The sequence below is a fragment of the Actinotignum vesiculae genome, assembly GCF_051267215.1.
Lineage (GTDB): Bacteria > Actinomycetota > Actinomycetes > Actinomycetales > Actinomycetaceae > Actinotignum > Actinotignum schaalii.
The window spans coordinates 1-20,348 of record NZ_JBOZGG010000022.1; the positions used below are offsets into that span (position 1 = coordinate 1).

The 20,348-nt window shown below is 62.3% G+C and carries 18 protein-coding genes and 1 tRNA gene; 12 read left to right on the forward strand and 7 right to left on the reverse strand.

Going from position 1 to position 20,348, the window contains the following annotated elements; translation table 11 throughout:
* Positions 1–367: 367 nt before the first annotated feature.
* A complete protein-coding gene (locus ACRQHG_RS09085; RefSeq protein WP_435706248.1) occupies positions 368–1,447 on the forward strand; it encodes a 2,3-butanediol dehydrogenase in 1,080 nt (359 codons plus the stop codon).
* Between the two features lie 202 nt (positions 1,448–1,649).
* Here ACRQHG_RS09085 and ACRQHG_RS09090 read toward each other — a convergent pair whose 3' ends face one another.
* The gene (locus ACRQHG_RS09090; RefSeq protein ID WP_435706249.1) at positions 1,650–2,567 is read right to left on the reverse strand and encodes a serine hydrolase domain-containing protein; all 918 of its coding nucleotides are present in this window, start codon (positions 2,565–2,567) and stop codon (positions 1,650–1,652) included.
* A gap of 146 nt (positions 2,568–2,713) precedes the next feature.
* On the opposite strand from ACRQHG_RS09090, the gene ACRQHG_RS09095 reads away from it, so the two are divergent.
* The 4 genes from ACRQHG_RS09095 (at position 2,714) to ACRQHG_RS09110 (ending at position 7,378) form a co-directional block, all read left to right on the forward strand.
* Positions 2,714–4,147, forward strand: a complete 1,434-nt coding sequence (locus ACRQHG_RS09095) for a GntT/GntP/DsdX family permease (RefSeq protein WP_435720007.1) — start codon at positions 2,714–2,716, stop codon at positions 4,145–4,147.
* A gap of 75 nt (positions 4,148–4,222) precedes the next feature.
* On the forward strand, positions 4,223–5,569 hold the full coding sequence (dsdA, locus tag ACRQHG_RS09100; RefSeq protein WP_435720008.1) for a D-serine ammonia-lyase: 1,347 nt from the start codon (positions 4,223–4,225) through the stop codon (positions 5,567–5,569).
* A gap of 121 nt (positions 5,570–5,690) precedes the next feature.
* Complete coding sequence (locus tag ACRQHG_RS09105; protein WP_435720009.1) at positions 5,691–6,473, forward strand: helix-turn-helix transcriptional regulator; 783 nt, start codon at positions 5,691–5,693, stop codon at positions 6,471–6,473.
* A gap of 131 nt (positions 6,474–6,604) precedes the next feature.
* Positions 6,605–7,378: an HAD-IIA family hydrolase gene (locus ACRQHG_RS09110; protein WP_026429073.1), complete on the forward strand. Its 774-nt coding sequence runs from the start codon at positions 6,605–6,607 to the stop codon at positions 7,376–7,378.
* A gap of 150 nt (positions 7,379–7,528) precedes the next feature.
* Here ACRQHG_RS09110 and ACRQHG_RS09115 read toward each other — a convergent pair whose 3' ends face one another.
* Both ACRQHG_RS09115 and ACRQHG_RS09120 read right to left on the reverse strand, forming a co-directional pair.
* Positions 7,529–8,170 (reverse strand): hypothetical protein, encoded by a 642-nt coding sequence (locus ACRQHG_RS09115; RefSeq protein WP_435713653.1) that lies wholly within the window; start codon positions 8,168–8,170, stop codon positions 7,529–7,531.
* Positions 8,157–8,378: a hypothetical protein gene (locus ACRQHG_RS09120; protein WP_435713652.1), complete on the reverse strand. Its 222-nt coding sequence runs from the start codon at positions 8,376–8,378 to the stop codon at positions 8,157–8,159. The genes ACRQHG_RS09115 and ACRQHG_RS09120 overlap by 14 nt, the downstream gene beginning before the upstream one ends.
* A 432-nt stretch (positions 8,379–8,810) precedes the next feature.
* Here ACRQHG_RS09120 and ACRQHG_RS09125 point away from each other — a divergent pair, with 432 nt between their 5' ends.
* Positions 8,811–10,139 carry an MFS transporter gene (locus ACRQHG_RS09125; RefSeq protein ID WP_435713651.1) on the forward strand — a complete coding sequence of 443 codons (1,329 nt, stop codon included), beginning with the start codon at positions 8,811–8,813 and terminating at the stop codon, positions 10,137–10,139.
* Between the two features lie 71 nt (positions 10,140–10,210).
* On the opposite strand, the gene ACRQHG_RS09130 is transcribed toward ACRQHG_RS09125, so the two are convergent.
* A complete protein-coding gene (locus tag ACRQHG_RS09130; RefSeq protein ID WP_435713650.1) occupies positions 10,211–11,041 on the reverse strand; it encodes an exodeoxyribonuclease III in 831 nt (276 codons plus the stop codon).
* 42 nt (positions 11,042–11,083) lie between these two features.
* Between ACRQHG_RS09130 and ACRQHG_RS09135 the strand changes: the two genes are divergently transcribed.
* On the forward strand, positions 11,084–11,857 hold the full coding sequence (locus tag ACRQHG_RS09135) for an SDR family NAD(P)-dependent oxidoreductase (RefSeq protein WP_435713649.1): 774 nt from the start codon (positions 11,084–11,086) through the stop codon (positions 11,855–11,857).
* Here ACRQHG_RS09135 and ACRQHG_RS09140 read toward each other — a convergent pair.
* Positions 11,854–12,789 carry a hypothetical protein gene (locus tag ACRQHG_RS09140; protein ID WP_435713648.1) on the reverse strand — a complete coding sequence of 312 codons (936 nt, stop codon included), beginning with the start codon at positions 12,787–12,789 and terminating at the stop codon, positions 11,854–11,856. The genes ACRQHG_RS09135 and ACRQHG_RS09140 overlap by 4 nt on opposite strands.
* Positions 12,790–12,965: 176 nt before the next feature.
* Between ACRQHG_RS09140 and ACRQHG_RS09145 the strand changes: the two genes are divergently transcribed.
* On the forward strand, positions 12,966–13,841 hold the full coding sequence (locus ACRQHG_RS09145) for a TrmH family RNA methyltransferase (protein WP_435713647.1): 876 nt from the start codon (positions 12,966–12,968) through the stop codon (positions 13,839–13,841).
* 14 nt (positions 13,842–13,855) lie between these two features.
* Positions 13,856–15,094 carry a 3-dehydroquinate synthase gene (gene aroB / locus ACRQHG_RS09150; RefSeq protein WP_435713646.1) on the forward strand — a complete coding sequence of 413 codons (1,239 nt, stop codon included), beginning with the start codon at positions 13,856–13,858 and terminating at the stop codon, positions 15,092–15,094.
* 75 nt (positions 15,095–15,169) lie between these two features.
* Here the strand turns inward: aroB and ACRQHG_RS09155 are convergent, their stop codons facing one another.
* Together ACRQHG_RS09155 and ACRQHG_RS09160 are read right to left on the reverse strand one after the other, a co-directional pair.
* On the reverse strand, positions 15,170–15,631 hold the full coding sequence (locus ACRQHG_RS09155; protein WP_435713645.1) for a RidA family protein: 462 nt from the start codon (positions 15,629–15,631) through the stop codon (positions 15,170–15,172).
* Between the two features lie 156 nt (positions 15,632–15,787).
* Complete coding sequence (locus ACRQHG_RS09160) at positions 15,788–16,099, reverse strand: WhiB family transcriptional regulator (protein ID WP_435713644.1); 312 nt, start codon at positions 16,097–16,099, stop codon at positions 15,788–15,790.
* 206 nt (positions 16,100–16,305) lie between these two features.
* Here ACRQHG_RS09160 and ACRQHG_RS09165 point away from each other — a divergent pair, with 206 nt between their 5' ends.
* The 3 genes from ACRQHG_RS09165 (at position 16,306) to ACRQHG_RS09175 (ending at position 20,094) form a co-directional block, all read left to right on the forward strand.
* On the forward strand, positions 16,306–18,558 hold the full coding sequence (locus ACRQHG_RS09165; protein WP_435713643.1) for a transglycosylase domain-containing protein: 2,253 nt from the start codon (positions 16,306–16,308) through the stop codon (positions 18,556–18,558).
* Positions 18,559–18,693: 135 nt separating this feature from the next.
* Positions 18,694–19,845: a metallophosphoesterase gene (locus tag ACRQHG_RS09170; protein WP_435713642.1), complete on the forward strand. Its 1,152-nt coding sequence runs from the start codon at positions 18,694–18,696 to the stop codon at positions 19,843–19,845.
* Positions 19,846–20,017: 172 nt separating this feature from the next.
* Positions 20,018–20,094, forward strand: a tRNA-Pro gene (locus tag ACRQHG_RS09175).
* Positions 20,095–20,348: the final 254 nt, after the last annotated feature.

Below are 20,348 nucleotides of genomic sequence, written 5' to 3' on the forward strand. Positions count from 1 at the left end.
CGGTAGCTAAGGTTGTTTGCGCTGATGGTACTGCACTCGGTGGGGTGTGGGAGAGTAGGTCACTGCCGCCATGTTTTTGTAGTGTGTGGGGTGTTAGTCCTGTTGGGGCTGGCACCCCACACACGTGTTTAACCCGTAAGCACCAACAAGGCAAATGAAAGGCAAATGGGTGAATGAAGGCAGCGGGGAGTTCCCTCCAGGATAGACGCATCTTCGGGCGCCTATAGGCCGCGCTTCAGCTCCAAAAACAAGGGCATATCTCCAATCCAGCGTGCAGCGTAAAAAGTGGTCCGCACCTCAAAGTTGCGTCGTCGTCGACTAAAATAAAAAGCGCGCAATCGCGCACGGTCTACCCAATGGAGGAGATATGAAAGCAGCGCGTTACTACGGTAACCACGATATTCGCATCGAAGATATCGAGGAGCAGCCGCTAGAACCCGGCACTGTGCGGGTGAAGGTTGCTTGGTGCGGTATCTGCGGTACCGATCTTCACGAATACCTCGACGGTCCCATTTTCTGCCCCGCGGAAGGCCACCCGCATCCGATTTCCGGTGAGGAAGTACCGGTCACCCTCGGGCACGAAATGTCCGGCGTTGTTGCCGAAGTTGGCGAAGGCGTGACGGACCTCGCGGCCGGCGACCACGTCGTCGTCGAACCGTATATTATCCGCGACAGCGTGGATACCGGTCCCGAATCGACCACGTACCACCTGTCCCCCGATATGAACTTTATTGGCCTGGGCGGGCGCGGCGGCGGCCTGGCCGAAAATATCGTCGTCAAGCGGCGCTGGGTCCACAAGATTCCGGACAATATTCCGCTTGACCAGGCCGCCCTCATCGAACCGCTCTCCGTGGCCGTTCATGGCGTGGACCGTGGAGACGTCAAGGAAGGCGATTTCGCCCTCGTGGGCGGGGCCGGCCCCATCGGCGTGCTCTGCTGTGCGGTGCTCAAAGCCAAGGGTCTCAAGGTCGCGGTCTCGGAGCTCTCCGAACTGCGCCGCCAGCGCGCCGTTGATGCTGGCGTGGTCGATTACGCCTGGGATCCGCGCGAAGTCGATATCGTGGAAGAGACCAAGAAACTCACCGGCGGCGTGGGCGCCAATGTGGCCTTCGAATGCACCTCGGTGGACGTGGTCCTCAACCAGCTCATCGCGGCGCTCGGGCCGCGTGGCGTGCTCGTCAATATGTCGATCTGGGGCCACCAGCCGAATATTGATATGCACTCCGTGGTCATGAAGGAACTCGATGTGCGCGGCGTTATCGGCTACGTCAATACCCATCCGGACACGATTGAGCTGGTTGCCTCGGGCAAGATCGATCTTGCTCCGTTCATCACCGGCAAGATCAACCTGGAAGACCTCGTTGACAAAGGCTTCGACACCCTCATCAACCGCAACGAAACCGCGGTCAAGATCCTCGTCTCCCCGAACGGTGAAGGCGAAGACTAAAGCGGTCACTCCACGCGAGTGAGTTGTTCGTGACAGCGCCCGTGGTAGGGAAACCCGCCGCGGGCGCTGTTGCGTAGGTGCAGCGGTTGCGTAAGTACAGCTGTTCCGGGCGCTGTTTTTAGTACGACGGCGCAGCCGCGCAGCTCGCCTTTCCTGGCGAGTAGGTGCAGGCGGGCGTGGCGCTGTTCTGGGGTGTGGCCTTCTAAAGGCTGCGCATTTCCTCCGTGAGCGCCGGCCAGAACTTCCGGTGCTCCCGCCCGAAAGCCTGTGCGCCCAGGAAAACCCCGGCTTTGCCGAGCTCCGGATCCACCCACAGGAACGAACCCGATTGCCCGAAGTGACCGAAGGTGCGGGGCGAAAATGAGGGGCCCGTCCAGTGCGGGTCCTTTTCCCCGCGAATCTCCATCCCCAAACCCCAGGTGTTATTACGCTGCCAGCCGTAGCCGGGCAGCAGCCCGGGCAGACCATCGAAATGCACGGTAGTGGCATAGCGCGCCAGCTCGGGAGAAATAAGGCGCGGGCGCAGCAGCTCCCCGGCGAACCGCGCCAGATCGCGCAAATTCCCCACCGCGGAATACGCCGGGCTTGCCTCCACCGCCACCGAGCTCAGGCGCAACGGCTCAATCACCGCCCGGCGCACCCAATTTTGAATCGACATCCTGGTGCGTTTCTCCAGATAATCACCGAGCACCTCGAAACCGTAATTCGAATAAATGCGTTTCTCTTCTACCCCGGCCCGCACCGGACCTTCCTCTTCCGGCAACCCGGAGGCGTGCGCGAGCAGATGAACCACCGTGGAACCGGGAGGGCCGGCCGGATCGTCAAAATCAGCCAGGCCGCGCTCCACCGCGATGAGAGTCGCCCAGGCCACCAGCAGCTTCGTGACCGACATATACGGATATATCTCCCGGGTGTTCCCATAGGAAAAAGTGGTGCGCCCGGCGCCGTCAATAACACCGAGTGCGTGCGGGAAGCTAAAAGAATCAGAAGCGAGGCGGTTATTGGGGCCGTTACCAGGGCCGTTATCGGGGTGGCTATCAAGCTGGCCATCGGGGCGGCTATCCAGGCGATTATCGGCGCTGCTAACGGCGCTGCTATCGGTGTTGTTATCTACGGGCATGGGTCAAGTCTGCCATCTCCGCAGAAATATGCAGGTCCGTGCAAGCTGCGCCACAGCGTGATAATAAACTTATCATGATGACAAAAGTATCGTCGGGTGTGTAGGCTGGGAACAGGCCACACTGATGTGGCGCTACACGGGAGGTTATGATGACCCTAGGAACCGGAGGGCTGATCGCAGTCCTCATAGCGGCGATTGTGCTCGTTGTTGTGCTCATCGTCGGCTTGAAATTACACGGCTCGATCGCCCTGACCATCGCGGCGATTACCGTCGCACTGGTCACGGGCGTGAAGCCCGCGGAAGTGGGCGATGTACTCGAAAAGGGCGTTGGTGGAACGCTCGGATTCCTCGTTCTTATTATTGGCTTCGGTGCAATTCTCGGAAAAATGCTGGAGGTATCCGGCGGGGCCGAACGCCTCGCCAAGGGCATGCTCCGGGTTTTCGGCGAGAAACGCGCGCCGATTGTTATGTCATTCCTCGGCTTGATCGCCGGTATCCCGGTCTTCGTGGAAGTTGGCTTTGTGCTCCTAGTGCCCCTCGTTTTCGTGGTGGCCAAGGAAGTGGGCTGCTCGAAGATCCGGGTGGGAGTGCCGCTGGCCATCTCCCTCATGGTGGTCCACTGCATCCTGCCTCCGCACCCAGCCGCCACCGCTATTGCGAGCGTCCTTGGTGCAGACGTCGGCATGGTTATTATGTTGGGCCTGGTGGTTGGGGTTCCCGCCGCCCTCATTGGCGGCCCGCTCTACACCGGGATTGGGCTGCGCCAGCTTGAACGTGCACATGTCACCGCGGGCGCCGGCCAGGTAGGCGGCGTCGTCGCCGAAGGAAAAGCCGGACCCGAATCAAAGGGAACCTCTGGTGACGCGCCCGCCGCGGGCGAAAATGTTCTTAAAAACGACGACGCGGACCGTTCCCTGCCCGGTTTCGGCATTACCCTGCTCACGATTCTGCTGCCGCTCATTATTATGGTGTGCCGCACCGTTGCGGATCAGACCCTGCCCGAAGAAAACGGCCTGCGCCAATTCGTGGACCTCGTGGGTAACCCGATTCTGGCGCTTCTCATTTCGGTAATTTTCGCGTACTTCTCGCTGGGGATTTCGCGGGGCAAGTCGCTTTCGGACCTGTCCTCGGTGACGGATTCCTCCTTCAGCCCCATCGGCGGGGTGCTCCTCATTATCGGCGCGGGCGGTGCCTTCAACGCGGTGCTTATGGCCTCCGGGATGGACAAGGCCATTGCGGGCGCCATGGGAAGCCTGCCCGTCAGCCCGCTGATCCTCGCCTGGCTTATCGCGATTGTGCTGCACTTCGCGGTGGGCAGCGCCACGGTCGCCATGATTTCCGCGGCCGGGATCGTGCTGCCGATGCTCCAAGCGTCCCCGGATCTCAGCCCCGCGCTCATGGCGATTGCGGTGGGCGCCGGCGCTATCGGCCTCACGCACGTAACCGATTCGCTTTTCTGGCTGTACAAGGAATACATGGGTATTTCGGTGGGGGATGCGCTCAAGACCCTCACCGTGGGCACCACCATCGCCTCGGTGGTGGCGCTGTGCATGACCATGCTGCTTCACCTGGTGATTTAGGCGCGGGATTAGCCGCCGCACGCTTATTCGTAGCACCACACTTATCCGCCAACACATCTGAGAAAGGACTCAGTCATGACAACTATCGCTGGAAAAACACTCGAACAGTGGGTAGAGGACTACCCGCTTATTCAGGACCTCGTGGACCTCAAGGTCGCGGATTGGTTCAATCCGGAGGTGCTTCCCGCCGCGGAGGGCCTGGCAAAGGTCGGCCTGACCGTGGCCGATGTGGACGACGCCGCAGCTCGGCTCAAGCGCTGGGCTCCCTACCTTAGCCAAGTTTTCCCGGCCGCTCGCCCCACGGCTGGCATTCTAGAATCCCCGCTGGTCGCGGTTCCAACCATGCAAGCCAAGCTCGCCGAACGCAAGGGCGTGCAGATCCCGGGCCAGCTGTGGGCGAAACTCGATTCCCACCTGCCGATTTCCGGATCGATCAAGGCCCGCGGCGGTGTCTACGAAGTGCTCAAGCACGCCGAAGAGCTCGCGCTGGAAGCCGGCCTCATCACCCTCGAAGATGACTACCGCAAGCTCGATACGGAAGAAGCTAGCACGTTCTTCTCCCAGTACAAGGTGGCGGTGGGCTCTACCGGGAACCTGGGGCTCTCCATCGGCATTATGTCCGCCCAGCTAGGTTTCCAGGCCTCGGTGCATATGTCCGCGGATGCGCGCCAGTGGAAGAAGGATAAGCTCCGCTCCCACGGCGTCAATGTGGTGGAATACGAATCGGATTACTCGGTGGCGGTGGCCCAGGGCCGCAAGGAAGCCGAATCGGATCCCACTGCTTACTTCGTGGACGACGAGAATTCACCTTCGCTCTTCCTCGGCTACGCGGTGGCCGCGCGCCGCCTGCAAGGCCAGTTCCAGTCCCTGGATGTTACGGTGGATGCCGATCATCCGCTGATCGCCTACCTGCCCTGCGGGGTCGGCGGCGGCCCGGGTGGCGTGGCCTTCGGCCTCAAGACCGTGTTCGGTGACAACGTGCACTGCATCTTCGCCGAGCCGACCCATTCGCCCTCCATGTTCCTCGGGGTGATGACCGGCAAGCACGACGAGATCGCGGTGCAAGATTTCGGCATCGATAACCTCACCGCCGCGGACGGCCTAGCCTGCGGGCGCCCTTCCGCTTTCGTGGGTTCGCGCATGCAGTACCTCATCGACGGCTACTACACCGTTGAGGACCAGACCATGTACGAAAACGTGGCGCTCCTGGCCCAGACCGAGGACCTGCGCATCGAGCCTTCCTCTTCCACTTCCTTCGAAGGGCCCTTCCACGTGCTCGCCGCCAGCGAGTACCTGGAGCGGGCGGGCTTGACCCCGGAGAAGCTCGCGGGTGCCACCCACCTCACGTGGATCACCGGCGGCAATATGGTTCCCGAAAAGGAGATGGATTCCTACATCGCCAAGGGTGAAGAGACCCTGTAAAGCAGGGCGGTTAGTCGGGGGTGCCACTCGTAGCGGTGCGCACCCCCGCACTATGCCGTCATTTAAGATATTTTGTCAGAAGATACAGCAATGGGGCCGTAGGTAGGAAGGAGCCTGTGCCATGGAGGCAGCGGAACGCGATGAGGTGCCACGAGAAAACATGTCCCAAGAAGTCGGGTCCCGGGAAGAGATATCAGGCGAAGTGGACTCCCGGGAAGTGACATCTCGTGAAGCGATATCCCAGGAGGATAGCGAGTACGTGGCTTCCTTCAAGCCGCTGGTGGAATTCCTCGGGGTGGCGCTGGGGGAGAGCACCGAGGTGGTGCTCCACGATGTGAGCGACCTGGACCATTCGGTTATCGCCATCGCCAATTCGCATGTCACTCAGCGCACCGTGGGTTCCCCGGCCACCGACCTCATGTTGCGGGTGCTGCGCGCCGGCGAAGGAACCACAGCCGATTACCTCACCGGCTACGAGGCGATTACGCCCGGCCGCGCGCGCACCTTGCGTTCCTCTACCTTCTTTATACGACGACGGGGCCGCATCATTGGGATGCTCTGTCTTAATTCTGACCAAACCGTGCTGCGGCAATTGGACGAAACGGTCAAAAAAATCGCCTCCCTGTATTTCCCCAATCCCGAACGACGCAAGGAGGCGCCGGCGGAAAAGCCAGAAATTTTGGCTTCCTCGGTTGCCGATATGAAAACGGCTGCCATGGAATCGGTGCTCTCGCGTTACCACGTCTCGGTGGATCACCTCACCCAGGCCGAGCGCCTGGAAGTGGTGCGTTCGCTGGACGAGGACGGATTCTTCCAGCTGCGCGGGGCGGTGACCGACCTGGCGCTCGCGATGAATCTTTCCGAGCCGACGGTGTACCGGTACCTGCGCCAGGCGCGAGCCTAAGCAGGCGGTGCGCCGCGGGGCTGATGCGCGCGGCTCTGAGCTGCCTGCGTGTGAGGGTCGGGTTGGCTAGCCCGGAGCGGCCTGGGCCCTCGGCACGTTCCGGCGCCTGTGAAACTCGATATCATGGCGGTATGACACGAGTGATTAAGAACTGGCTCACCGATATGGATGGTGTGCTCATCCACGAAGAAAAGGCGCTTCCGGGTGCTGCGGATTTTCTCAATAAACTCAACGAAAAAGAGTACCCCTATCTCGTTCTTACCAATAATTCGATTTTTACCCGGCGTGATCTATCCGCCCGCTTAGAAGCGGCCGGGCTGATCGTTCCGGAAGACCATATTTGGACTTCGGCAGCTGCCACCGCGAATTTCCTCGCCGACCAGGTGGAGAATAAGCGTGCCTACGTGGTGGGTGAAGCCGGGCTCACTACCTCGATGTACAACGTCGGTTTCGTCATGACAAATGTCAATCCGGAAGTGGTGGTTCTCGGGGAAACCCGCACTTATTCCATCGAAGCCCTCACCACCGCGATCCGCCTCATCAACAAGGGGGCCCGGTTCATTGCCACCAACCCGGATGTGACGGGTCCGTCCGATCTGGGTCCGATTCCGGCAACCGGGGCGGTAGCCGCGATGATTACCGCAGCCACCGGCCGCCAGCCCTATTACGTGGGTAAGCCGAATCCGGTCATGCTACGCAAGGGGCTCAATCTCATCGACGCGCATTCCGAAGAAACCGCGCTGGTAGGGGACCGGATGGATACCGATATCCTCGCGGGCATGGAAGCCGGGCTGCAAACCCACCTGGTGCTTTCTGGCTCCACCGCGCAAGAGGAGATCGTGAACTTCCCCTACCGCCCCGATTATGTGCATCCCTCCATCGCGGAAGTGGCGGAACTGCTCTAGCTGCTTCTTGTGCGGGTAACGATGACCGAATGAGGTCTTCGGGTGCCGTTGCCTTGCAGGTAACCGGTTTCCGCATTTTACCCGTCCGATTCTTCTCGGTTGCGCTAGTCGTGCACATTGAACTTGCGCTTGACAGCCGTCGCTAACAGCTCACGCTTCGAGGGCTTCGAGTGCGAGGGCGGGGTTAGCACGCACCATGGCTTCCAGCTGGACCTCCTCCCATTTTTCGATGCCGTGATCGAGTGCTTCGCGTACCTCAGGTGTGCATGCCGCCCCGATCTCGTCAATAACGAAGAGGAGAACTTGTTCCAGGCAGATCCGGAACCAGCCCCGACCTGCTGGGAGGCAGATATCAGCAATCCTGGGAGCACGGGGCTCGTTCTCCGGGCCCTCGTGCGACCGGGGAGAATGCTCATCGTCCGGGAGTGTGGCTGATGCCCATTCATCACAGTGGGCGTGTATATGGATGTGTGCGCTGGGGATATTTGAGTGCGGTAAGCGCATATGATCCCAGTGCACCAAGGGCTCGCTGTTTTTTGCCCCCGGGAGTACCGAGAACATCGAATTATCGATAGTCAGTAAACCGGTTTCCTGATCAACGAAAACCATGTAGTCGAAACGGACAATAAGGAAACTATTGACGTGAATATCGCCAACCAGTCGTACTACGGGAAGATCTCCCTTCGTGGCCATCTGCTTCGATAGAGAAAACTCGGGGTCAAACAGCTTCCCAATCCGCTGCAGGTGCGCCGCAAATTCATCGGTCTGCTTATCAAGCTCAACATTCGCCACGGTAATACTCCTCAAGATAATCTAAGCCTTCCATTTCGAAATAAGCTTCAGCCTCGTCTGGGCCGAGCTGGTAGTTATCGGCGCGTAGGTCGAATTCTTCGCGGGTCATTCTGACCTCCTGCAAGATTTCTTCCTTGCGCTTGAGAACATCTTCAAGCGAGTTAAAGGTAGGATTTGGCGTTACTATGCTTGCGCTGTCAATACTCATGGTCTCCCTCCTTTGGTTGCTAGTTCCGGGTGGTTTCCCGTTCGGTTCCGCCATTCTTGCATGGCGTCAAGGCGTAGCAAAGAGCCATGTACCGCCCTGTGGATAAGGGCGGCGTTTCACGATTCTGTGGATAAATTCGAACCCGTTCTATACGCCCGTCACTGACTCTCAAGCGCAACCTCGTGCACGGGCCCCAATGGCCGAATAATGAGATAGCGAGGTCGGCACCCCACCCCTAAGTTACGCTACCGTAGGTAACGCGGCTGGGATGCCTGTGTCCGGTGCGCGGTTTCGTGTCCGTGCCCGGTATGCGGTTTCATACCCGTGCCCGGTGTGCGGCTTCGCGCCGCCGCCAGACTGCACAGGCCCGTACCGCCGCGTTACCCGCCGGCCGCGCCGCGACGGGCGGTTTCGTGTAACGACGGAGAAATCATGCGTCAGGTTCATCCTTGGCGGGTGCTCGTCTGTGCCTGCCTGCTCACCTTCATCACCGGGTGCTCATACGTTTTCTCAATTTTCCAACTCCCGGCCACCCAGCTCTACGGGCTGAGCGCGGCGATGGGCGCCTATACTCTCACCAATGCCCTCGCCCCGCTGCCAATGCTCTTGGGCGGGTACTTCATTGACCGCGGCCGCGCGGTCTGGACGGCAACCATCGGCGCACTGTGCGCGGCCATCGGCTGGGCCAGCGCGGCCTGCGCGAGCTCTCCGCTCCAGTTCGTGCTCGGTTACGGGTTCATCGGCGGCATCGGCATGGGCCTGGTCCTCACCTCCGCGTTGTCCAATACCCTGCGTTTCTTCCCGGGCCGGCGCGGGCTCATCTCCGGCATTATCTCCTGCGTGAACGGAGCCTCCGGCATTGTCATGGCACCCCTGGCCCAGCGGCTCCTCGGCTCCAGTGACCTGCGCACCACCCTGCTGGTTTTCGCCGGCCTTTACGCGGTGATCGCGCTCATCGTGGCCTTTAATTACCGCGCCGCCCCGGTGGAAGGAGTGGCCGTGCCTTCTGTAAAACCGGGTCCGGAACCCGCCGCCGAACCGGCACCCGCACCCGCCGCCGAACCGGCACCCGTACCCGCGCGCAGCGCCCGCCCGTCCCTCACCACCCGCCAGATGCTCGCCACCCCCGATTTCTGGCTCATTTTCGCCATTTTCATCGCCGGGGCTTTCTCCGGCCTCATGATCGTTTCCAACGCGGCACCCATCGCGGCGAAAATGTTCCACTTCTCCGCGGCCAGCGCCGCGCTTTTCGTCTCCCTCTACGCTTGCGCGGGCACCGCGGGGCGCTTCTGCTTCGGCTGGCTCGCCGACCACCTCGGCCACGCCCGCACCCTCGAAGTCACCTTCTGCTGCGACGCCTTCGGTCTACTCCTCCTCATTGCGGGTGGACGCGGCCTCCTCGGCGGAGTAAGCGCAATCGATGCGACGAACGGCACCCTCGCCGGCGGCATCTTCCTAGCCGGTGGCCTCCTCGCGCTCGGCCTGAGCTACGGCGGCACCATCGCGATCATGCCCGCCTGCGTCATGGACCGCTTCGGGCCGCGCTGGCAAGGCATTAACTACGCGCTCGCCTTCACCGGTTTTTCGGTGGCCGCTATTTTCGCCCCGCGGCTCGGCGCTCAAATCGGTGCTATGTACGACGGCGATTACACCCGCGCTTTCCTCTATGCCATCATCGCCTCGGCCACGGGGCTGGGCTGCGCGCGGATTTTGCATCTGCGTACCCGCAGGCGCCACGCCCAGATCACCCGCGCGGCCTAGCGTGGCGGGCACGCGCCACAACCCCGCCGCCTAAGCCGCACGGGGCGCCGTGCCCGCCACCGCCCCGCCGCCTAGCCCGCAAACTCCATAATGACCGGGACGTGATCGGAAGCGCCTTTGCCCTTCCGCTCGTCCCGGTCAATGATGGAGCGGGTATGCCGGGCGGCCAGCGCCGCGGAAGCAAAACCAAAATCAATACGCATCCCGTGATTCTTCGGGAACCGCAGGCGTTGGTAATCCCAGAACGTGTAATCCGCGCCCTCGGCCGCCCGGGTAATATCCGCGAGCCCCGCCTCCAGCAGCCCGGCCAGCGCCCCGCGTTCCTCCGGGGTGACATACATGCATACGTCGTTCCGGAAATAATCAATATCCCACACGTCCGTATCCCGCGGGGCCACATTCCAATCCCCCGCCAGCAGCAGCGGATACTCCGGCTTCTCGCCCAGCCGCGCCCTCACCGCCGCCCGCAAAGCACCGAGAAATTCCAGCTTGTAGTGGAAATGTGGATCCCCGTAGGCCCGCCCGTTGGGAATATATAGACTCCACACATTGACCGCAGCCGGCCCTGAACCCAGGCGCGCTCCCAGGGCACGCGCCTCCACGGTGGGCGCGTTGAGCAGCGCGCCGTCGTCGTCGACCTTAGAAAAACCGGGCTGACCGGGGAAGCCCACCTGCACGTTCTCGATGCCCACGCGGGAAAGAATCGCGACCCCGTTCCACTGGTTGAGGCCGGCGCAGGCGACCTCGTATCCGGCCTCTTCGAAAATTTCGCGCGGGAACTGCGCGGGCGTGCATTTCGTTTCTTGGAGGAGCAGAGCGTCCAGGTCCCAGCGTTCCAGGACGGCGCGGGCGCGTTCGGCGCGGGCGCGCACAGAATTAATATTCCAGGTGGCAATACGCATAACACCAGTGTAGAGAGCCGCGGGCACGTTACCATAGCGGTTATGGGAAGTGCTCTTATTACCGGTGCCAGCGCCGGGCTCGGCCTGGAATTCGCGTGGCAGCTCGCGGCCGAAGGAAATGACCTCGTGCTCGTGGCGCGCAATCGGGCCCGTTTGGAGGCGATCGCGCATGATCTGCGGCAGGTCGCCGGGGTGCAGGTGGAGGTGCTTGCCGCGGATCTTTCGCGGCACGACGACGCCCTGGTGGTTGCGCGCCGGGTAGCGCAGCGCTCGCGGCCCATCGGTTTGCTCGTCAATAATGCGGGCTTTGGGCTGGGGCAGGAATTTTCCACCGGGGAACTGGAGCGGGAAGAAGAAGCGCTTGACGTGATGGTCCGCGCGGTTCTTGTCACGTGCCACGCGGCGGCACGGGAGTTTTCGCGGCGCGGCTACGGGGGAATTATTAACGTGTCCTCGATGACGGCCGGCACCGCGCAGGGCACCTATTCCGCGCATAAAGCCTGGGTGCGCACATTTTCCGAAGGGCTGGCCGCGGAACTGGCGCCGCATGGGGTCTCAGTCACCTGCGTGACCCCGGGGCTTATCCGCACCGAATTCCACGAGCGGGCCGCGGTCGACGCCAGCCAGTGGGCCGATCTGCTTTTCGCCCAGCCGGAAGCCGTGGTGAATGCCGCGCTGGAGGCATGCCGGCGCGGGCGGGTGCTCGTCACTCCCACCGCGCTCTACAAGGCGGCCGCCGCGGCGCTACGTTTCGCCCCGCGCGCCCTGGTGCGCACATTCGCGGGGCCGGGGCTGTCCGGGCGCACTCAAGCTTAGAAACTACTGCTTTCCGCGGGGGCCTTACGTGCCTCATCGGGCAGCTGGAGCGGCTTGGCCTGGCGGTAATCCCAACGCACCCGCGTTTCCGTGGGCAGGCCCTGGAAGTAAGCCGGGGCCACAATGGCCATGCCCCGCACCTCGTAACTTTGCTTATCGATACGCACCTGGAGATTGGCGGAATCGCTCAGGTCCAAACCGGGCGAGGCTCCCTGCATTTCCTGCGCCATCGTCTCGGAAAGCGGGCCGACGATGAGGTAGTTCTCCGCGTCCTCAAAAACCTGGGTCTTCTCAATATTCGGGAAAATATCTTCCCCGCGGTAGGAGCCAGGCGAGGTGGGAGCATCCCCGGAATCCACAATATCGGCCAGGCTTTCCTCGGTTTTGCTCCAGAAACCGGCCATATTTGTATACACCGTGACGGTATCCGGCTTCGAACCCTCGCCGATCCACAGCGCGGTGGAGAGTTTGCTGGGCATGCCCTCCGCTTCCGCCCCGGGAATTCCGGACGCGTCAATATCCATCTGCATGGCCATGAGGCGGGTGCTCGGATCTACATCGATATCAATATCGATAGTGGCCATCCCGGGGCCCTCACCTGGCACGTCCGCGGAAATCTCCATGGACATATCCATCCCGATGGCGGTGCCGAAGAAATCCTGCGAGCTCTTCGCAATAATCTCATCCTGCTTGGCGATGGCGCGTTTAATAATCTCACGGGCCTGAGCGCTATCGGATACCGGCGTGAACTGCCCGGTTTTCGAAATGCTTTCGTCAAAAATAGGCGCGCCGCCCGATCCGCCCCGGCCGTGCCCCTCGCTGATCGACGGGCCGTGATCGCCTTCCGAGGAGACCAGCGCATTATTCGCGCACCCGCTCAGGATCAGGGCACCGGCGGCCACCACCGCGAGAGGTTTCCACATCTTCGTCATCGCTGCTCCACTTCTTGGGTTTCCCGCACCCGGGCTCGGGGTGGCGAATCGTTTATTGCGCTTGCGTATACCACTGTACAAGGCCGACGGCGCCAGCGAAACACGGGCCCGGGTGGCCTGCGGGTAAATATGGCGCTTCCTCATGGTCGGGGCGGGCGCGCCGCTAGACTGGGGGAGTGACAGATTCTTCCCAGTCTTCTGATTTTCGTGATGAACTCAGCGCGCCCGCGGGCGAGGCTGCGCCTGCCGTGGATACTGCCGATGCGGCGCTTGCCGTGGATGCCGCGCCTGCCGCAGGCGCTGGCGATACCGCCGCGCTCACGGACGAGGCCGCTGAGCTGCCCGCGCACCGCATTCCGGAGCCGGGTGGCTCACCCTACGGTGAAAAACGCACGGTCGGGGTGGGGCCGCACCCGCTGCCCTGGCCGGACGACCCCCGCTTGGACCCGCAGCTTTTAGCGGAAGGTGACCACCGTAACGTCGTCGACGCATATCGTTATTGGAGCGTGGAAGCGATCAAGGCGGATATGGCAAGCCGGGCCGTCAGTGCCCATATCGCCATTGAAAATCTTCAGCACGACCTCAATATCGGGTCGATTGTGCGCAGCGCCAATGCGTTTAATTTCGGCGGTGTGCATATTGTGGGGCGGCACAAGTGGAATAAGCGCGGTGCCCTCGTCACCGACCGCTACCTGAGCATGTATTACCACCCCACCCCGGCTGACCTGGAAGAATGGGCGCGCGAGCATAAATACCAGCTCATCGCCATCGATAACCAGGAGGGCGCGGTACCCCTGGAGAAGTCCGAACTTCCGGAGAATTGCCTGCTGGTGTTCGGGCAGGAATCCGCCGGAATTTCCCCCGATTTGCTCGAGCGCTGCGACGGCGCGGTGGAAATCACCCAGGATGGCTCCACCCGTTCCCTCAACGTGGCCGCGGCCGCGGCCATCGCTATGCACTGGTGGGTGGCGCAGCATGCGCGTACCGCAAATCCCGACAACGCTGCCAATTGCGCGCATACTTCCAATCCCGCACCCGTAACCAACCACTAGCCCAGGAGGATCACGTGGTTACCCGCCTCAATGTTGAATTGACTCGCACCGTTGACGAGTCCTACCCGCTTCTTATCGGCACCGATCTGGCCGGCGAGTTGCCCGGCGTGCTGGAGGCGGCCGGGCTAGGCCGCTCCCGGGTGGCGGTCATTACCGATAACACCGTCAATGAACTCATTGGCGCGCAGGTCATGGACGTGCTCAGCCGCGCTTATCGCGGGGCGAACGGCGCCGGTGTGAGCGGTACCGGCGCGAATGGCGCGAACGCGAACGACGCCGCGCAAACTCAGACCGCACAATCCCGCGCCCCGCAGCTCTTCGTTTTCCCGGCCGGGGAAGAAAACAAAACCCGCGCCACCAAAGAACAGCTGGAAGATGCCATGCTCGCCGCCGGCTTCAACCGCGACACCGTGGTGGTGGCCCTGGGCGGCGGGGTGGTCTCCGACCTGGCCGGTTTCGTGGCCGCTACCTTCACCCGCGGTGTCCCGTATATCACCATGACGACGACGCTCGTGGGCGCCGCGGATGCTGCCATCGGGGGCAAAACCGCGGTGGATACCCCGGCCGCCACCAACCTCATTGGGGCCTTCCACCAGCCGCGTGCCGTCCTCATTGACGTGGCGCGTTGGGCAACGCTCACCGACTCACAATTGCGCGACGGCATGGGCGAAACCGTCAAGCACGCTTGCCTGGCCGACCGCGCATTCTTCGAGACCCTGGAAGAACACTTCGTGCAGCGCGGTCGGGGCGTGCGGGAGATGGTGGGCGATACCGAACTCAGCGGCTATATCGCCCGCCGCAATGCGGAAATCAAGGTGGACGTGGTGCAATCCGATGTGCACGAAGGCAACCGCCGCATGGCCCTCAACCTCGGCCACACCATTGGGCGCGCCCTGGAAGCCGCGCTCGATTACGCCCTCCCGCACGGGGAATGCGTGGCGATTGGGCTGAACCTCCAGTGCCGGCTCGGGCTGCGCTACGGTTACCTCACCGCGGAGGACGCCCAGCGGGTGGATACCCTGCTGCGCGCCATCGGGCTGCCCACCGAGCTACCCGCCGGGGTGAGCGTGGCGGATATTATGCGCGCCATGGGCCACGATAAAAAATCGCTGGGTGGGGCCATCCGCTTTGTTTTCCAACGTGGCATTGGCGCGATGGAGACCTTCGCGGGTGGCAGTTACGCCCGGGAGATCCCTACCGCGGAGGTGCGTGAATTCCTGGAGGCCCAGCCCCGCCAGGAGCTCGCTTTCTAGTTCGCGTTTCCGGCCCGGCACCGCCCGCGCGCTTTCGCCGTGCCAGGCCACCGCGCGCGAACCACAGGGCACGTTTTAGCGCAGCAGCACTTCGATTTCGACCTCGACGGGGGCGTCCAGCGGGAGCACGCTCACGCCGACAGCTGAGCGCGTATGTGCGCCGTCGCCGCCAAAAATCTCCCCGAAAAGTTCGCTGGCACCGTTCGCGACCTGGGGTTGCGCGGTGAAACTCGGGTCGGACGCCACGAAAACGGTGACGTGCGAAATACCGCGGATATGATCGACGCCGCCCGCAACCTCCGCGGCCGCCGCGAGGGCGTTAATCCCGGCGATACGCGCGTAAGAATAGCCGTCCTCCGCGGTGATCTCCGTGCCGAGCTTCCCGGTGGCCGGCAGCTGCCCGTCCACGAAAGGTAGCTGCCCGGAGGTTCGCACCGTATCCCCGTGCCGCTTGGCGGGAATATAGGCCGCCACCGGCGCGGCAACCGGAGGAAGGGTGATACCCAGGCTGGTCAAACGGGTGCTGATAGTGTCCATGCGTAGGCCTCTCGCGGAATCGTTGAGTGTGAGCGCGCGGAATACCGCGCCTGGTCATAGGTTAGCGCGAAGGTTACGGCTGCGCGAAGTTGCGGCATCTTTGGTGGAACGACGGCGCAGCCAGCCGCCCGCGGGCTAGATGTCCGGTGGGCGTGCTTAGCTGCTCCCCTCGCGCAGGGAGTGGGCCAGGGGGTCGCGCCCCTCAAAAATGCGACGCCTCCAATTGCGTTCTTCCGGGTGGTGGCGCAGCAGGGCGCGGCGTTCACGTTCCGTCATCCCGCCCCACACCCCGAACATCATTTCCGCGTCCAGCGAATCGGCCAGGCAGTGCAGGCGCACCGGGCAGCGAAAACAAATCGAGCGGGCCTGGCGCTGGGCCGCGCCGCGCACGAAAAGCGAATCGGGATCGATATCGGTGCAGGCGGCGGCATCTGCCCAGTGCGGATACAGGGCTAGTGTTGTGGTCATCTATCCCCCTCACTCCGGCGTGGTGGTGTTTAACGGTGCAGTTCTTTACTGTTTTACGATCATAGTATTAGCGTTTTATGACGTGCGCTACTTTGGTCCGCCTTGTGGAGGTGCGGAGCCTGGGCAAGCGCTGGGGAAACGCGGGGAACCCCGGGGAAGCGTATGTCTCGTTTCTTTCACCGCGCCGGGTCAGTATTCTTAGGGGTATGTCGAGTTCTAGCCCGAAAAAACAAGCGACCGGACGCCAAATTGGAACGTTCGTGCTGGCGTTGATCCTGGCTCTGTGTGGCGGGGGCGCCCTCATGGCCGGGATTGCGCTGCCTTTCGTTATGACGATGGGAACCACGGCCAATGCGGTGACCGGTATTTTCGACGACGTGCCGGAGGACTTAGGCTTCACCGAACCTTCGGAGCAGACGGTTCTGCTGGCCAAAGACGGATCGGTGCTGGCCCGGTTCTATATTGAAAACCGGATCAACGTGCGCTCCGATCAGATCTCGCAGCATATGAAAAACGCCGTCGTCGCAATTGAGGATCGGCGTTTTTACGAGCACCACGGCATTGACGTGCAGGGCACCGTCAGCGCGCTGGTCTCCAATCTCACCTCGGGCGGGCTGTCGGGCGGTTCGTCCATCACCCAGCAGTACGTGAAAAATGCGCTCCTGGAAGAGGGGCGTATCGCTGATGATAATGAGAAAATCAAGCGGGCTACCGAACAGACCATCGCGCGTAAGATCAACGAAGCTCGTTACGCCATTGCCGTCGAAAAAACGATGACGAAAGATGAGATTCTCACCGGCTATCTCAATCTCGCCCAGTTCGGCCCCTCGCAATACGGGGTGGAAACTGCCGCGCAGCGCTACTTCTCCAAGTCCGCGAAGGATTTGACGGTGGTGGAAGCGGCCACGATGGCCGGGATCACCCAGAATCCGGCCCAGTGGGATCCGGTGCGCCATCCGGAAGCGAATACCGAGCGCCGCAATGTGGTGCTGGGCGAGATGTACCGTTCCGGTTTTATTACCGAAGCGGAAATGAAGGAAGCTCAGGCCACCCCGATTGAATCGTATATGCACGTTTCTGAGCAATCGGCTGGCTGCGGTTCGGCTGGTATTAGCGCCTACTTCTGTGAGTACGTGGTCAAGGATTTGCTCAATGACAAGGCGTTGGGCGCTACCCGCGCCGAGCGTACCCGCCAGCTCTACCGCGGCGGCAAAGTCATCCGCACCACCCTGGATTCGGCACGCCAGCAGCAGGCTTATGACTCGGTGGTCTATCACCAGCCCGTGGATGATGCCTCCGGAATTGATGCCGCGCTGGTGTCCGTGGAGCCGGGGAGCGGGCATATTGTTTCGATGGTGCAAAATACCCGCTTCGGGGTTCCGAATGAAACGGATACCCGCATGACGCAGGTGAATGTGACGGCCCCGCAGGATATGGGTGGCGGTGCCGGTTTCCAGTCCGGATCAACATTCAAGATATTTACCCTGGTGGAATGGCTAGATTCCGGGCGTAGTGCCTACGACGTGGTGGATAGTAGTGAGGGACTGCTGCCGCAGAGCTCATTCCAGGCTTCGTGTACGAATCTGGCGGGTGAACCCTGGCCGGTGGGGAACCTGGGGCAGTCCAACCGCCCGCGCACGGTGCTAGAAGGTACTCGCATGTCCACCAACGGCACCTTCGCGCATATGGCACAGAAGCTGGATCTGTGCCAGATCGCTAATAAAGCCCAGGCCATGGGCGTGGAACGCGGGGACAATGAGCCTTTCGATATTGTTCCCCCGATGATTCTGGGTACGAATAACGTCACCCCGCTCTCCATGGCGACGGCCGGAGCTACCCTCGCCAATGATGGTATTCGTTGCGATCCGATGTCCTATACCTCCATCGAAGAACACGATGGCACGGTTATTTCCGAGCGCAAACCGCAGTGCCAGCAGGCTATTTCCAAGGAGACGGCGCGCAAAACGAATGCGGTGCTTCAGCACGTGGTAGAACCCGGGGCAACCGGTGAGAACGCTGTGCTCCGTGGGCGCCCGGCGGCCGGGAAAACCGGAACTGCGCAAAACGACTGGCACGCGTGGTTTATGGGCTACACCCCGCAGCTTGCCACTGTGACCTGGCAGGGGCATATAAGTGGCAATATTTCGATGTTTGACGCAGTTATCAAGGGGAAGAGGGAGTCGGAAGTCTACGGTGGTTTGTACCCCGCGCTGATGTTCTCCGATTATATGAACGCCGCTTTGGCCGGTCAGCCGGCCGTGCCCTTCCCGCAGCCCACCACCCCGATGCGGCGCCCGGCACCCGCCACGCGGGAGCCGGCCACGCCTTCGCCATCTCCCACGCCCACGCCGGCGCCCGCGCAACCCGCGCCGGGGGAGCAGGGCGCGGTTCCGCCCGAGGCAGTTCACGAGGGTGAGGGCAACGAAGAATACGAAGAAGTCGAGGTTGTGGAAGAGTAGCCGGCGCTGCGTGGCCCGGGTGTCACGGCGTGGGCTTCGCGGCGCGAAACCGGCCGTGTGTGCTAGGTGGGCCGAGTTACGCGGGTCGGCGGCATTCCAGAAACCGCAAACCGCGCGAGACGGAAGGTGGATACCGTGAGCGAAACTGATAAGCACCGAGTCCCGCGCGCCGCGCTCAAGGCTCTGGGCGCCGGCGTGGCAGCGGGCGCGGCCGCGGGGGCCGGGTGCCTGGGCTGGGCGCTGCACGAAGCACACCGCTACACCCTGCGCGAGCGGGTGCTGGTGCTGCCGCAGCTTGCGAGCACGGCCGGTGAGCTGCGCATCCTCCACCTCTCGGATATACACCTGCTGCGCCGCCACCGGGCCAAGCAGCAATTCTTGAGCGACCTGGCCGAGCGCTGTCGCCCGGATCTCGTAGTTCTGACGGGCGACCATCTGTCCGAAGCGGGCGCCGTCGGCCCTCTCCTTGAGGCGCTGGCGCCGCTCGCAGATATTCCGGGGCTTTTTGTGTACGGCTCGAATGATTATTTCGCGCCGGTGCTCAAGAATCCCTTGCGCTACGTGGCGCCGGGTCTCTTCCCGCCGCTCGCGGAGAAAGACGAACCGGATTTACCCTGGGAGGAGATGACCGCCGGCCTGGAAGCTTTCGGCTGGATCAATCTCAATAATCGGCGGGCGCGGTTGCGCGCGGCGGCCTGGGATATCGACGCAGTCGGCATGGATGACCCGCATATCGGCCGAGCCCGGATGCCGTGGCCCAGCGAGGCTACCGATACCGCGGAAGGCGCCGCGGCCCCGGACGAAAGTGCGGGCGCGGAACGTGAGCGGCGCACGAACGCTGGGCGTGGGTATCTGCGTCTCGGCGTCGTTCACGCACCGTATTGCGCCGCTCTCAACGCTTTAATGAACGACGGCGCAGCTCTGACGCTGGCCGGCCACACCCACGGAGGGCAGTTGGCGGTGCCTGGATTCGGCGCTTTGACCACGAATTGTGATCTCCCGCTGCGCTATGATTCCGGGCTTTTCGATTGGCCGTGTGGGGATGGTGCCGATGCTGGGCGGGGCGCGGGTGTGGGCCGCGCTGCGGGAGGTGACCGGGCTGCGGGAGGCGACCGGGCCGAGGAGCGCCTGCCCCTGCGCGGCGACGGCGTGCGCGTGCTCCGCGGTGGCATGGCGGTGAATGTGTCTGCTGGCCTGGGGACGTCGCCGTATACGCCGGTCAGGTTCCTCCGGCCACCCGAAGCGATTGTGCTGCGGGTGCGCGGTGGCGCGGAGCGAACGTGCTGATCGGATAGGTGCTGGGTTGAGCTAAGGGGGAAGACGCGGGGAAGTTCCCGCGGGGAAGGTGCCCCGCTACCTGTGAGGCGCATAGCGCACTCGCCTGGTTGTACGCCAGATCACTAGATCGGATTTAGCTTTTTCCGCTGCGGAGGGCTATTATTATTGAGTTGCCAAAGCACGGGGTATGGCGCAGCTTGGTAGCGCGCTTCGTTCGGGACGAAGAGGCCGTGGGTTCAAATCCCGCTACCCCGACCATATGATCCCGCGTTATGGGTTCGCCTGTGACGCGGGATTTTCTCATATCTCGGTGGTGCTCGCCTTGAAGCGATCCGGAGAATCTCCGTCACGAGAGCGATTATCTGGGCTTATCTGGAAGAGCGACCTCTGGATGGCCGGCTGGGAGGCGTCCCGGGGTTAATAGACAAAAAGTGGGGGTTAATAGACAAAAAGTGGGTCTAATGACGGCGTGTCGTTAGCTCCCGATCCGGCCTTTACGGATGTTCAGACCG

What these genes read in the sequence shown, in the direction of transcription:
- ACRQHG_RS09130 (WP_435713650.1), bottom strand. Translation starts at nt 11,041, where the DNA reads ATGCGTATTGCCACCTGGAATATTAATTCTGTGCGCGCCCGCGCCGAA.
- ACRQHG_RS09120 (WP_435713652.1), bottom strand. Translation starts at nt 8,378, where the DNA reads ATGAGTATTGACAGCGCAAGCATAGTAACGCCAAATCCTACCTTTAAC.
- ACRQHG_RS09095 (WP_435720007.1), top strand. Translation starts at nt 2,714, where the DNA reads ATGATGACCCTAGGAACCGGAGGGCTGATCGCAGTCCTCATAGCGGCG.
- ACRQHG_RS09155 (WP_435713645.1), bottom strand. Translation starts at nt 15,631, where the DNA reads ATGGACACTATCAGCACCCGTTTGACCAGCCTGGGTATCACCCTTCCT.
- ACRQHG_RS09165 (WP_435713643.1), top strand. Translation starts at nt 16,306, where the DNA reads ATGTCGAGTTCTAGCCCGAAAAAACAAGCGACCGGACGCCAAATTGGA.
- ACRQHG_RS09125 (WP_435713651.1), top strand. Translation starts at nt 8,811, where the DNA reads ATGCGTCAGGTTCATCCTTGGCGGGTGCTCGTCTGTGCCTGCCTGCTC.
- ACRQHG_RS09085 (WP_435706248.1), top strand. Translation starts at nt 368, where the DNA reads ATGAAAGCAGCGCGTTACTACGGTAACCACGATATTCGCATCGAAGAT.
- ACRQHG_RS09110 (WP_026429073.1), top strand. Translation starts at nt 6,605, where the DNA reads ATGACACGAGTGATTAAGAACTGGCTCACCGATATGGATGGTGTGCTC.
- ACRQHG_RS09140 (WP_435713648.1), bottom strand. Translation starts at nt 12,789, where the DNA reads ATGACGAAGATGTGGAAACCTCTCGCGGTGGTGGCCGCCGGTGCCCTG.
- ACRQHG_RS09105 (WP_435720009.1), top strand. Translation starts at nt 5,691, where the DNA reads ATGGAGGCAGCGGAACGCGATGAGGTGCCACGAGAAAACATGTCCCAA.
- ACRQHG_RS09160 (WP_435713644.1), bottom strand. Translation starts at nt 16,099, where the DNA reads ATGACCACAACACTAGCCCTGTATCCGCACTGGGCAGATGCCGCCGCC.
- ACRQHG_RS09090 (WP_435706249.1), bottom strand. Translation starts at nt 2,567, where the DNA reads ATGCCCGTAGATAACAACACCGATAGCAGCGCCGTTAGCAGCGCCGAT.
- ACRQHG_RS09135 (WP_435713649.1), top strand. Translation starts at nt 11,084, where the DNA reads ATGGGAAGTGCTCTTATTACCGGTGCCAGCGCCGGGCTCGGCCTGGAA.
- dsdA (WP_435720008.1), top strand. Translation starts at nt 4,223, where the DNA reads ATGACAACTATCGCTGGAAAAACACTCGAACAGTGGGTAGAGGACTAC.